This window comes from Bacillus sp. T2.9-1 (genome assembly GCF_950097965.1).
GTDB lineage: Bacteria > Bacillota > Bacilli > Bacillales > Cytobacillaceae > Niallia > Niallia hominis.
In genome coordinates, this window is record NZ_CATNHG010000001.1 from 118,151 (window position 1) to 131,774 (window position 13,624).

The 13,624-nt window shown below is 31.9% G+C and carries 13 protein-coding genes; 1 reads left to right on the forward strand and 12 read right to left on the reverse strand.

Annotation, left to right across the window (positions count from 1 at the left end; translation table 11 throughout):
• The first annotated feature begins 121 nt into the window (after positions 1-121).
• Positions 122-1,288: a glucose-1-phosphate adenylyltransferase gene (locus QQZ16_RS00535; protein ID WP_268817898.1), complete on the forward strand. Its 1,167-nt coding sequence runs from the start codon at positions 122-124 to the stop codon at positions 1,286-1,288.
• A 108-nt stretch (positions 1,289-1,396) separates the two neighbouring features.
• Here QQZ16_RS00535 and QQZ16_RS00540 read toward each other — a convergent pair whose 3' ends face one another.
• From QQZ16_RS00540 to QQZ16_RS00595, 12 genes are all read right to left on the reverse strand, one after another.
• A complete protein-coding gene (locus tag QQZ16_RS00540) occupies positions 1,397-1,732 on the reverse strand; it encodes a flagellar protein FliT (RefSeq protein WP_235252082.1) in 336 nt (111 codons plus the stop codon).
• Positions 1,732-2,133 (reverse strand): flagellar export chaperone FliS, encoded by a 402-nt coding sequence (gene fliS, locus QQZ16_RS00545; protein WP_235252083.1) that lies wholly within the window; start codon positions 2,131-2,133, stop codon positions 1,732-1,734. The genes QQZ16_RS00540 and fliS overlap by 1 nt, the downstream gene beginning before the upstream one ends.
• 17 nt (positions 2,134-2,150) lie before the next feature.
• A complete protein-coding gene (locus QQZ16_RS00550) occupies positions 2,151-3,656 on the reverse strand; it encodes a flagellar hook-associated protein 2 (RefSeq protein ID WP_235252084.1) in 1,506 nt (501 codons plus the stop codon).
• Positions 3,657-3,913: 257 nt separating this feature from the next.
• Positions 3,914-4,282 carry a flagellar protein FlaG gene (gene flaG / locus QQZ16_RS00555; RefSeq protein ID WP_235252085.1) on the reverse strand — a complete coding sequence of 123 codons (369 nt, stop codon included), beginning with the start codon at positions 4,280-4,282 and terminating at the stop codon, positions 3,914-3,916.
• A gap of 117 nt (positions 4,283-4,399) precedes the next feature.
• Positions 4,400-5,449 carry a glycosyltransferase family 2 protein gene (locus QQZ16_RS00560; protein WP_284560970.1) on the reverse strand — a complete coding sequence of 350 codons (1,050 nt, stop codon included), beginning with the start codon at positions 5,447-5,449 and terminating at the stop codon, positions 4,400-4,402.
• Positions 5,450-5,468: 19 nt separating this feature from the next.
• Positions 5,469-8,075, reverse strand: coding sequence for a CDP-glycerol glycerophosphotransferase family protein (locus QQZ16_RS00565; RefSeq protein WP_235252087.1), 2,607 nt, complete (start codon positions 8,073-8,075; stop codon positions 5,469-5,471).
• 21 nt (positions 8,076-8,096) lie between these two features.
• On the reverse strand, positions 8,097-10,016 hold the full coding sequence (locus tag QQZ16_RS00570; RefSeq protein WP_235252088.1) for a glycosyltransferase: 1,920 nt from the start codon (positions 10,014-10,016) through the stop codon (positions 8,097-8,099).
• Between the two features lie 93 nt (positions 10,017-10,109).
• Entirely contained in the window at positions 10,110-10,922 is an 813-nt protein-coding gene (locus QQZ16_RS00575) for a flagellin N-terminal helical domain-containing protein (protein ID WP_235252089.1), read from the reverse strand.
• A gap of 415 nt (positions 10,923-11,337) precedes the next feature.
• On the reverse strand, positions 11,338-12,150 hold the full coding sequence (locus tag QQZ16_RS00580) for a flagellin N-terminal helical domain-containing protein (protein WP_284560971.1): 813 nt from the start codon (positions 12,148-12,150) through the stop codon (positions 11,338-11,340).
• Positions 12,151-12,291: 141 nt separating this feature from the next.
• On the reverse strand, positions 12,292-12,513 hold the full coding sequence (csrA, locus tag QQZ16_RS00585) for a carbon storage regulator CsrA (protein ID WP_235252091.1): 222 nt from the start codon (positions 12,511-12,513) through the stop codon (positions 12,292-12,294).
• A gap of 4 nt (positions 12,514-12,517) precedes the next feature.
• Complete coding sequence (gene fliW, locus QQZ16_RS00590) at positions 12,518-12,967, reverse strand: flagellar assembly protein FliW (protein WP_235252092.1); 450 nt, start codon at positions 12,965-12,967, stop codon at positions 12,518-12,520.
• A 13-nt stretch (positions 12,968-12,980) separates the two neighbouring features.
• Positions 12,981-13,571, reverse strand: coding sequence for a DUF6470 family protein (locus tag QQZ16_RS00595; RefSeq protein WP_235252093.1), 591 nt, complete (start codon positions 13,569-13,571; stop codon positions 12,981-12,983).
• Positions 13,572-13,624 lie beyond the last annotated feature (53 nt).

Genomic DNA, 13,624 nt, shown 5'->3' on the forward strand with positions numbered 1-13,624 from the left:
ATTTGCTTTTTAAGAGATGTTCTTAAAATTTGAAAAAATTCTGGAAAAATAAGGAGCATCTTACTTTCTCTTGAAATTCTAACAATGGAAGATTTGACAACGCATACTGGAGGGATCTATTTTGAATAAAAAATGTATCGCAATGCTTTTAGCTGGAGGAAGAGGGACAAGACTAAAAAAACTAACAGAAGAATTAGCGAAACCAGCAGTACCATTTGGAGGAAAATATCGTATAGTTGATTTCACTTTAAGCAATTGCCGTAATTCAGGAATAGATACCGTTGGTGTACTAACACAATACCAGCCACATGTACTGCAAAATTACATTAAAGACGGAAAAGATTGGGATTTGGACAGCAGAGATGGCGGACTAAGCATCCTTCCTCCATACCAATGTGGTACAGAAGAACGCTGGTATGATGGTACAGCACATGCTATCTATCAAAATATATCCTATATTGACCAGTATAACCCGGAATATGTTCTCGTTATTTCTGGCGACCATATTTATAAAATGGATTACAACCTAATGTTACAACAGCATATAAAAACAGGCGCAGATGCAACGATTTCTGTGACAGAAGTTCCATGGGAAGAAGCTAGCCGCTTCGGAATCATGAATACAGACAGCAAAAGCAACCGCATCGTTGATTTCGAGGAAAAGCCAGCTAACCCACAGTCAAATCTTGCTTCAATGGGTGTCTATATCTTTAAATGGAAAACACTTAAAAACTATTTACAAAAAGAAGAAAAAAATGAATTATCATCAAAGGATTTTGGGAAAGATATTATTCCTGCCATGCTTACAGATAACCGCAAATTACACGCCTATACGTTTAAAGGCTACTGGAAAGACGTTGGGACAATCGACAGCTTCTGGGAAGCAAATATGGACTTATTATCAAAAGAAAGCAATATCTTTCTAAATGACAAAGACTGGACCGTATTTACCCACGAACACTGCTTTGCCCCATCCTATATTGAATCTTCCGCTACCGTAAAACGCTCCATTATTAGTGAAGGCTGCGAAATTTATGGAACAGTAGAAAACTCTGTCATCTTCCATGATGTCATTATCGGAAAAGGATCAATCGTTAAAGACTCCGTACTCCTTCCTGGAACCGTTATCGGTGAAAATGTAGTCATCGAAAAAAGTGTTACTGCTTGTAAAGTAAAAGTGGAGGATCATAGCATTATTGCACCAGAAGACGCAGATTCGGAGATTGTGTTAGTTGGAGAAAATGTAGATAATAAGGAGACTAGGGTTGGTTTGTATAAAGTGATTTAATGCCGGATGGGGATAATTCATTCCCATCCCTTCTAAATGTATACATGAAAAAAATAATCTTAAAATGTGAGAAGATCATAGTGCAATACACTTATGATCTTCTCACATTTAATTTTTTTTATCATAATAAACTCCATCTGTCTGAAGCGACTGATACGGGTTAACATATTTTTGAGTAGATACTTTTTTTATCTGTAATTCCTTAATCTTCTTTTGAAGACTCTTTTTTTCAACTTGAAGCAACTCTAAAAGTTCTTGATCCTGTAGTAAAATTGCTTGTCCCCACTTCTTCTCGCTAACAGTGATGGGTACTGTCATGTTATTGAATATTTGATTTCTTAAGTCAAGTAGTCTATTAATCTTTTCAGTATCCTTTTCCAAATCGCTCTTTAAATGGTCTATTAGCTCTGAAGTGATTTTATAGCATTGCTTGAACACTTCCATTAAACTCTTCCGTCCGATCTATATTGCTTCTGACGATTAATTTGTATTGCTTCTTTCCAGGCATCCCTAAATTCAGTTAATAAAAATTCCACTTCTTCCAAAACTTTTACATCATTTACAATATTCGCCTTTATAAGCTGACGGTTCATAAAATCATAAAGAGACATAAAATTTTTAGAAATTGGAATATCCATATTTAGTGTCACCATTAATTCCTTTATTATATTCTGTACCTTCTGAATATTTATATTCCTTGTTGCAATATCGTTATTTTGAATGGCGTGTTTAGCTAAGCCGATAAATTTCAGTCCCCCATTATATAACATAAGCGTTAAGTCACCTGGAGATGCTGTGTTCACTGAATTTTCTTTATACGATTGGTATGGGTTAGTGGTTGCCATTATAGTATATTACTCCTTTATTGTGAGCTGAACATGTTCGTCAAATATGCCGATTGACTGTTCGCTTTATTAATAGCTGTTTCCATTGCCGTAAATCTAGACCAATATCTATTTTCAATAGTTGTAAGTTTATCTTCAAAATCATCTATTCTTGTGCTGTATTGATTTAGTAGTTTTCCTAACGTAAATGTGTTATTAACGCTTGAGGAACTTCCTGCCTTTGTTTTAATCTCATTCATCGCTGTTTTAAGGTTTTCTCTAACTTTTTGTGCAAGACCATATTCACTAGAAGATTGGGCGCCACTATTTTGGAAAAGCTTATAAACACTGTTTGGATCAGCGGTTATTGCTGCCTTTAGTTTATCTTCATCAATCTCTAGTTTACCGCCTTCTAAATAATTGTTTGTAGTAGCTATGCCTATATCTGACAGCCTTGAATAAGTCCCATTACCACTGACAATGGAGCCTAAGCTAGAACGCATTCTATTAAGGACATTAGATAGAATTTGGTCATTTTTTAAAGTTCCACTTTTTGCCTTCTCTTCCCATTTTTTTATCTCATCTTCTGTCATTGCCTCTTTTTGAGCATCTGTTAATGGAGCATAGTCTCTATATTTTGTTTCACCAATCTTATCACTAATTTTTCCAATTATTTCATTGTATTTATCTACAAAGCTTTTAATAGAATCATAGATTGAATCGACATCTGGAGTTGAAGAAAAATTTACTGTATCGCTGGTCACTTGTTTCAGTGTTAATTCTACCCCATTGATTTTAAACACATTTGATGTCCTTGTTGTAGTGATACCGTTGTATACTATCTCTGCGTTAGACCCTGCAGTATTAATTCCTTTTTCTGTATCTGTATTACTAGAGTCAATATTCAATTTATCTAATAAGGTGCCACCAGTAGATGTACTTAGTGTAATTTCTGCTCCTTCAATCTCCCCAGTATTTTTCGCAGTTAGCGAAAATTGATTAGTTTGAGAATCATAGAAAGCAGTTACACCTGACTGTTGATTGATTTTAGAAATTAAACTATCCATAGTATCTGTATCTGTTATATCAATTTCCTTACTGTTCAGAACACCATTTGCATCAATTGCAGAAATAGTTAATTTCGAATCATTAATTCCATATTCTCTTAAAGTTTTTTTTGAGTCATAATCAGTAATTAAGGTTTTTCCATCACTTTTCATGGAAGCTGCAGTAGCCAATTTATCTATCTTTATTGATCCTGAAAAATCAACTGTAGAATTGACATTTTTTATTGATAGAGCAGCTTCATTGGAAGAATTAATTGATTTCTTGATAAATGTTGATTGCTTGGTAATTCCTTCCGAAAGTAGATTATCTAACGAAAGCAACAAAGTGTTCATTTCACGATAATCGTCTCGTTGCCACTCTGTAAAAGTTTTATTTTGATTCAATTTATCCAATGGTACTTTTTCCGCTGTCATTAGCTGCTCAACAAGAGAATCTATATCCATGCCGCTTGCAAGTCCGCCGATTCTTAAAACCACAATCTCACCTCATAAAGTAATTTTATCTGTCACTTATTTATAAATTAGCTACTCAAAAAATTATAATTAGTTACTTTTATTATCGGATACTTCTTTCATCTTTTAACCAATATATAAGTATATCTTACTTTAGACCTATTTTTTAATATAATAAAACTGCTGAGTATGTAAGAAATATATTTAATTGGGAATAATGGATTCTTTTATTTCTAAAATAGCTATTATTTCTAAATAATATAACCATTCATTATATATTTTCAAATTTTTTCATCTACCATTAATCCTAAAAATTCCTTCATCGTAGCATAAATATCAAGCATTTTTTTAGAAGGTATTTCTCTGATTACTTCTTTTGTATCATCATTAATTACTTTTACATAGTATTCTTCTAACTTATCGTGGAGTTCAAATTTGATGGAGGTATGTGTAGGCTGAATAAATTCATTAAGGCTATTCATTAAAGCTTCTAAATCTTTTCTCTCTTTATCCTTACCAGGTGATTCTATTGGTTTTATTGAATCTATTTGCAAGTCTATTGAAATTTCTTGTTTCTTAATAATACTGTTATCAATATTTTTGTTTTGTTGGACTTGATATACTTTATTGGATGAATACTTTTCAATCATTGGATATTCCCCCTTTAATTCCTTACTATTTACTTTTATATCGGCAATTTTATTCCTTTTTTAATAAAAAAATACAGACCAACTAAAATAAGTTGATCTGTCTAACTACTTATATTCTTACAATGAAAGCCTCTTTTTAGCTGGTTGATATCCATATTTAGCTGATTTTACATAATAAATTTCCGCCCTTGTCATACTGCCTATCACTTCATAATAAACACCTAGATTGTATAGTGCTAAAAAACTAGCTGTTCCTTTTAAATATTCAATATGCTTTTTATTACTTATTTCTATACACTTCAAAAAACTCTCTTCTATTTTAGAAAGGAAATATATGGAAGACTGCATGTGTTTTAAACAATAATCTAAGTAAAATAATCCCTTATAAAAATGAAAATCAGAAATATTTTTCATTCTTTGTTCATTTTCATTAATGATCCTTATTGTCTCTTCTGCAACTATCTCTTTGCCAGTTTGAAGAAGTTCCAATATTAATTGATTATAATAGGAATCCTTCATATCAACCAATTTATAAGAAGTACTTAAATGTGTATATGACTGTTTAAACTCCTTGTTTAATCGTAATTCTTTTCCAAGTTGATATTGATAATATGCATCGTTTGGATTCTTCTTAACTTCTCCTAGTAAAATAGGGATATTCCTGAGACTTTTATCTTTTTCTAGATAGCCACTATGAGCAACCGTGAGTTTCATTTCAATCCTAGGCAAGTCGGAATTCAATTGTTCATGTATAGCTCCTTGATAGCGTATGTTTTTAGGGAAGAATCTAGATATAAAGGAGCTTGCCTCATAGACCTCGTTGTCTTTTTTAAATTTGCTGGTTATTTTAATCTTACCGATTTGATTTCGTTTCATCACTTGCTCAAGTTCATTTCTTTTGCCAAATGTGACATATTCATCTGCATCCAAAAAAAGTACATAATCACCAGTACATTGTTCAATCGCATAATTTCTAGCTTCTGAAAAATTATTTGTCCAAGCAAAATTAAAAACCCTTACTTTAGAATCTTCATTTAAAATTTTTAATGTATTATCTGTTGAACCTGTATCCACAACTATAATTTCATCTACTAATTTTTTTGCATTTATTATGCACTTTTTTATAGTTTTCTCTTCGTCTTTTACAATTAACGCAAGAGAGATCATCATAACTTAATCCTACCTTTTAGTTTACGATTTTAGTTCCATTACTTATATCTTGAATAAGCTTCCAAACTCTTTTAGAGGAACCAGCCTCTTTATAATAATGTACTTGATTACAAATTCTTTCTCTTTCATTCTTATATAAATCTGGATTATCAAGATTTTTTATCATGTTATTTTGTAAAGCTTGTTGGTTAAATATTTTAGGACCTGGTGTCCAAACCTCAAAGTCTGATAAAATAAATCCTCTATTTTCACTATATTCCTGCTTATCAATAGGAATAAATATTATAGGTTTATTTTTCAATAAATAATCAAAGTAAACTGAAGAATAATCTGTAATTAATATATCAGATATACCAAGAATTTCATATAAATCAAGATTATTTTCACTAAGAGATGCATCAGTAATGATATGAATATGCTCAAAACTATCAATTTGCTGCTCTTGATATAGCCTTTCTTCAATCGGATGTAATTTAATGAAAAGTTCAATCCCATTTATCTTAAGAAACTGGTTAAACTCTTCATAATCAAAATCAGGTAAGCCAAAAATATTTTTCCTAGATAAACTAGTATCCACTCTACCACTATACATAACTTGCCTATAAGTAGGCATATAAAAAGCAATTTTTTTGTTTGATAAATCCATTGAATATAATTTGTTGAAACCTTCTACTTTATTGTCTGAATTTAATAATAGATCATTTCTTGGCATACCCGTTATGTGGAATAAATCAGGATCCATGTGTAAACATCTAAACATTAAATTGTTGTATAATTGTGAATAAGATATCATATAATCAATTTGATTCCATCTATCTGAGATTAAATTTAAATTATCTTCATTTTTATCAGCATATCCCATTGACTTTAAAGGAAATCCGTGCCACAGCTCAATAATAATTTGATTAGTATTTGCATATTTTTTCCGTATAGTAACATTTGCCTCAGTCAATACTAATATATCAGCATTTTTAACCTTGTATTGATAATTTTCACTTGTATTTTGAGTAACAAGTTCTATATCAAAATTATTTTTAATAACTTCTGGGATATCCTTAAATAGCGCTAGTGTATTTGAACCACTATTATTAGTTTTTACTAATAATATTTTTTTCTTAACTTTTTCATTATAAATAATTCTAGCTGGTGATTCCTCATCTAGCAATGATAAACCATCAATCTTCCATATACCAAGCTCGTTAACTATTTTTGCAGAGTAATTTAATCTTTCATTGACCGAGACATGGTTACTTATTCCCTTATTAGCTAATATAAAACGAACCTTTGCCCTAGTAAACTGATAATTTATAAATTCTAGTTTAGGATAACATACCATTGCTTCAATATTTTCATCGGAATTAGGATGACTTAAATCTTTTTCAATCGCATCTAAAAAGTTTAAAGTGAAGTACTCTCTCAATAAATTTTTATTCAATAGTTTATGTGTTGTACCTAAATATTCTACGCCTTTTATCGTGTTCCGTAATATATTTTTTACACTTGTGGTGAATTGGAAATAGTTATCCTTTGCTAAATAATTATTTTCAGAATTATTACTTCCTTCTCCATTAGTATAGTAGTTTAAAACCATCTCCACATTATTAATAACCTCTTCCGTATCAAACCTTTGAACGGAATTAATACAGGTCTCTGTAGAAGGCAAAATCCTTTTTCCTTTAATTATATCACTTAAAATAACTTCTAATTCCTTAGAATCTCCTATAGGATATAACCAACCATTTATGCCATGCTCCACAATATCTAAAGGACCACTACAACTAGTAGATACTACTGGAATTCCTCTCGAAAGTGCTTCAACAAGAACTAATCCAAAACCTTCATAATCTGAAGATAAAACTAACAAAGAAGCCTCTTCTACGTTTTCCCATGGATTATCCATCCAGCCTAACCATTTAAGTTTCGAATCTATCCCTAGTTCAATAGATAAATCTCTCATTAAATCCCTATCTGGTCCATCTCCAATTAATCTAAGTCGCCAGTCACCTTCTAAATTCGCTAAGCCTCTTAATAATATATCTAACCTTTTATCATGTTGATGTATTCTTCCAATAAAGATGAGTTCTAACTTATCCTTACTTCTTCTAATCGGCTCAGTATCTCTTACTTTCACTGGATTTCCTATATTTAAAATAGGGTTATCCAAGTATATATTTTTTTTGATACTTTTTCCAATTTGAGAAGAAATCGCCAAATGAGCATCACTATATCTAAGCAAATCTGTGTTCCCAAAATACTCTGGTGGAGCATGTAACCAAGAAATAATCGGGCACATTTTACCAGGAACACTTGCAATTGCACTTCTGCAAATAAAACTTAAACTTGGTGCGTGTGTTGCTAATACAATATCTGGCTTTCCAATTTTCTGCAATAACCTTTCATACCCAAGTGAAAGGGATTGGATTGTTTCATTATTTATATTATTTTTCATCCCATAATAATAGTGTTCAGGAAGCGTATTTTCCCAATCTAAATTTTTTGAAGGGTAAGATTGTATAACTCTAACCCTATGCCCCCGATTAACTAATCCTTGACTTACAGTTGTAATAACATCTTCAAGTCCGCCACGACCAACAGCGTATACTAGTACAATATCAATTATCATTCTTTCCCCCCTATATACCCTTTATAATAGAAATTTCTCCATATATATACTTCCTTTAAAAATTCCTAACGCAGTCTCTACTGTTGTTTGAATAAGCTGATTGTCAATTGAGTTTTCCACTATAAGCTTGTAGAACCTAAAATCATTTTCAAAAAGTAACATTGCATACTTTGTAAATTCAATGGCATTAACTATATTACCTGTTTCAATAAGACCATTGATGATATTTAAATAATCTTGTTCTGTATAATACTCCCAATCGCTCTTATTATAAAGTTGTAATGCTTCTCCTTTGAAATCATTTGCATATAAATTTGCTGCAACTAGTGTAATGAATTTTTCAGAGAGTAAATCAACTTTTGTCAAAATTGCTGCAACTAGGCTGAATTTCTTGTAATTCATAAGAATTTGTAATGCACCCAAGTATAGTTCTTCATCTTCTATTATTTTTATATCCCGCTCTGTGCCCAATAGTAGAGTTAATAGATAAAATTGTTCATTATTTTCTAAGCCTTTAATAAGACTATTAAATATATTTCTTTCTTTTAATCCCTCACTTAGCAAGTAAAGATCAACAAGGTTGATAAGATTTTTTTCGTTTAACTTTTCAAGAACCGGGATTTTTAATAATTCTTCAAAACTCTCTACTTCTCCAGTACCTTCTATACAAAATCTTTTTAGTTCGCAAATTTCCAGCATCAACTTTTCTTCATTATCTCCCTTAAGGAAAGGCAAAATTATATTTGGCTTTCCAAAATCATAGCAAGCATTAATATAATGCTGTATATTATTTTTATTAATTAGATTATTCTTCTTAATAAATTCAATAATCTCTTGATTATTGTGAAATTTATCCAAAATAAATATAACTTTTTTTATACTATCTGCATCTAGCTTATTGATATTCAGCACACTTATAAAATGAAAAATGGCTTTATCATATTTTTTTTCATATAGATAAATATCTCCAAGTCTTTTATGAGGCATCTGCTCCTTTAAATCTGGTCTTAAAATAGTATGACTGTATTCATTTACATGGTTTATTATTTGCTGAAAATGATACTTAGCATCATCCAATTGTCCTCTCATATAACTAACTTCCCCTCTAAGAAAGAGGAATTCCGCAGCGCTAGGATATAGTGAAGTGGCATCTTCAATGACATTAATGGCATCATTATAACGTTTCAACTGAATCAATACACTAATAATTTGTACTACCGTTGTAGCAACCCAAGATAATTCATGACTCGTTTTCATATTATAGGCGGTCATATATGCCTTTAATGCTTCTTGATACTCACCAAGTGAATAATACTCGTTCCCTAAATTGAAATAGTCAAAAGCATTTTTACTTTCTTTCATTTCCTTATCAATCAACTCTTTATTACGTTCATTTTTCTCTTTTTCCTGTACAATTTTATTCATATAACCAGAGTGAAAAACTATAAGCTTCGCTACATTTCCCTTAAGGTCCCCGCCATGTATATGCTTAAGCTGTTCATGGATAGAACGGTAATAGACAATCTCGCCATTATTTTTATATACTCGATCATGATAGTTTTGAATTAGATTTTCTCCATATTCTCCTGTAAAGTTTAAAATCTTCACTCCGTAGGTATCATACTGCCCCTTGTCCCTTTTCAGTCCTTGAATAAAACCTTGATAATTTTCTTCATCAATATATTCATCAGCATCCAATACTAATATCCAATCGCCGGTTGCTTTTTCAGCTGCATAATTTCTTGCTGCTGAAAAATCTTGAATCCATTCAAATTCATATACTTTGGATGTATATTTTTTTGCAATATCCATCGTTTTATCTGTTGATCCTGTATCAACTATAATTATTTCATTAACTAGGTGTGCAACAGATGCTAAGCAGCGATCTAAAACTCGCTCTTCATTTTTTACAATCATACATAACGACACTTTAATATCCATGGTAATCCTCCCTAAGTTTAGTAATGCTAATAAAAACATCGTGCTTTAACAAAGACAAGCACGATATTTCAATAGAATTACTAAAATATTTTATTATTGAAGTAATTGTAAAACACCTTGTGGCTGTTGGTTTGCTTGAGCAAGCATTGATTGAGCTGCTTGTGCAAGGATAGAGTTCTTCGTTTGAGTCATCATTTCTTTCGCCATATCTACATCGCGAACACGAGATTCAGCTGCAGTTAAGTTTTCAGAAGAAGTATCCAAATTGTTGATTGTATGCTCTAAACGGTTTTGTAATGCTCCTAAATTAGAACGTTGAGTTGATACAGTTTTAATCGCTGCATCAAGTGCAGAGATTGATGAACTTGCTAACGCATTTGTTCCTACACTAATTGCGCCAGAAATACCAATACCTTCAGCACCCATTGCGCTAATGGAGAAGTTAATTATTTGTCCATTGTTAGCTCCGACTTGTAGAGTCGCAGAGAAAGATCCACCTAATAAGTTTTGAGTGTTAAATTCTGTTGTGTCTGCAATACGATCGATTTCTTTAGTTAATTGATCTAATTCTGTTTGAATTTGTGCTCTATCATCAGTAGTATTAGTATCGTTACCACCTTGAACTGCTAATTCACGCATACGTTGTAGGATTGTATGTGTTTCGTTTAATGCACCTTCAGCTGTTTGAATTAAAGAAATACCATCTTGTGAGTTACGAGATGCTTGATCTAAGCCACGAATTTGCCCACGCATTTTTTCAGAGATTGCTAGTCCAGCAGCGTCATCTCCTGCACGGTTAATACGTTGACCTGAAGATAATTTCTCCATTGATTTAGATTGTGCATTGTTAGCAGTGCTTAACTGACGGTATGTGTTTAATGCTGCGATATTATGATTGATTCTCATTTTAAATTTCCTCCTTGAATTTAGTGTTCACATCCTTGTGAACATGTTTATTTTTTAGAAGAGGGGAAAGCTGGCCGCCCTTCCCCTCTCTACTTTATATATCGGACATTCCCTTTTTTCTTTAACTTTTTCATGCTTGTTTTTCAAATTTTTCTACGTTTATCCATAAATGACTTACAACAAACTTATTTTATTTTTAATATATTTCTAAAATAACTTTATATTTTCAGAATATATTCTTTACTGTATAACTACTTTTGATACAGATTAAAACCAGTAAAATACCTCAATTCCCCTCTTCTATTCTTTAGTAGGAAAACTTAAACTATGAAAATTGAAATAATATAGTAATTTAAATCACGCAAAAAGACTTCCTAAAAAATAGGAAGTCTTTTTGCATATAATAAGTATACAATTATTGAAGTAATTGTAGAACACCTTGTGGTTGTTGGTTTGCTTGAGCAAGCATTGATTGAGCTGCTTGTGCAAGGATAGAGTTCTTCGTTTGAGTCATCATTTCTTTCGCCATATCTACATCGCGAACACGAGATTCAGCTGCAGTTAAGTTTTCAGAAGAAGTATCCAAATTGTTGATTGTATGCTCTAAACGGTTTTGTAATGCTCCTAAATTAGAACGTTGAGTTGATACAGTTTTAATCGCTGCATCAAGTGCAGAGATTGATGAACTTGCTAACGCATTTGTTCCTACACTAATTGCGCCAGAAATACCAATACCTTCAGCACCCATTGCGCTAATGGAGAAGTTAATTATTTGTCCATCATTAGCTCCAACTTGTAGAGTTGCAGAGAAAGAACCCCCTAATAGGTTTTGAGTGTTGAATTCAGTTGTGTCTGCAATACGATCGATTTCTTTAGTTAATTGATCTAATTCTGTTTGAATTTGTGCTCTATCATCAGTAGTATTAGTATCGTTACCACCTTGAACTGCTAATTCACGCATACGTTGTAGGATTGCATGTGTTTCGTTTAATGCACCTTCAGCTGTTTGAATTAAAGAAATACCATCTTGTGAGTTACGAGATGCTTGATCTAAGCCACGAATTTGTCCACGCATTTTTTCAGAGATTGCTAGTCCAGCAGCGTCATCTCCTGCACGGTTAATACGTTGACCTGAAGATAATTTCTCCATTGATTTAGATTGTGCATTGTTAGCAGTGCTTAACTGACGGTATGTGTTTAATGCTGCGATATTATGATTGATTCTCATTTTAAATTTCCTCCTTGAATTTAGTGTTCACATCCTTGTGAACATGTTTTATTTTTTAGAAGTGGGGAAAGTCGGCCGCCCTTCCCCTCTCTACTTTATATATCGGTAAGAATTTTTTTTGTTTAACCATTTTTTATATTTTTATTTATTTCTTTTGATTACTTTCCATACTTGAGAAATGTCTACAGTTGCCTGTTTATTTTCCTCGAAAATTTGATCATAGACTTCCTTCCGATGGATTTCAACTGTTTTGGGTGCATTTATACCTACCTTTACTTGTTCTCCACTAACAGAAACAACAGTCAATTCAATATCACTACCAATTTTTATAACTTCTCCAACTTTTCTTGAGAGAATAAGCATAATGTCACCCCTTTATCACTTCTGATTGTTTTTGCGAAAAAATAGAGTGTTTCGTCTTATAATGCGGCAGATTGAGAATAACTTGTTGAGCCCTTTTATTTTTCAAATTTATGATTATAGGTGCCATTAAGTTGACTGTTGATTCTTGAAATGACTGCTGTAAAGTCAAAATGGTAAATATCAAAACATCTTTTTCCGAATCTAGCTCCAATTGGCTTAAAGTATAATCCTCTAATTCAAACTCATAATCCTTAAAAAACACAAATGGATTTGCAATAACAAAACCAAGGCCTTTATTTATGATAGATTGCAGAATAAATAAGTTCTCTTGCTCATCAATAGTAAGTATCACAAATCGCTTCTCTTCTTCAAAGGCAGGAATACCTTTTGGAAAATGGATAATTTCCTTCTCATTGATATCTTTTTCACCATGAAATTTTGTATTTATTTTCACTTAAATCATTCCTTTATATAGATTGTTCATAGTTTACCCCAACGTACTTTAAATTTTCAAAGTCAATTTCCAATGATGGATATTGTATTAATTTGACCTCTACATTTCCGGGTGTATATTCAACAATCGGCTTATTTTGCTTATTCTCTATAATAGGCTTGTTTATTTTAACAGAAATAATTACTTCACCTGGATCATAATTAATTTTGACACTATTAGCAGAAGGTATCCACCCTATCCCAAACTGCTTCATTTCTTTTGTTCCATTTTTTTTAGCTATAGCAGCAATTGGGTTACCTTTATTTTGAATAGCAGCTAGTTCTGCACCATCTCTAACTCTTCTCACAATTCCTTTCAGCCATTCTTGTTTTCCTTTTTGTACATATTCTTGTAAAACTCTTGTTCTAGTTTTTATTCCCACATCAGCTTTTGCCTCAGTTTGATCAATTATTAATTTTGACGGGATTCTATCAATTGTAACTTCTGCGGATGGCTGCTCTATTCTTTGGTTAGCTTTTGGCTGTTCCATTAAAACATTGGATGGATTAGTTATTAAGCCTAGCTTGGCTGGAGTAGACTGAATTCTTATTTGAGGAAAATTCATAGAAATTACTCCTTTCTCTAGAAAAAAGAACTATTCCATGAATAGCTCTTTTT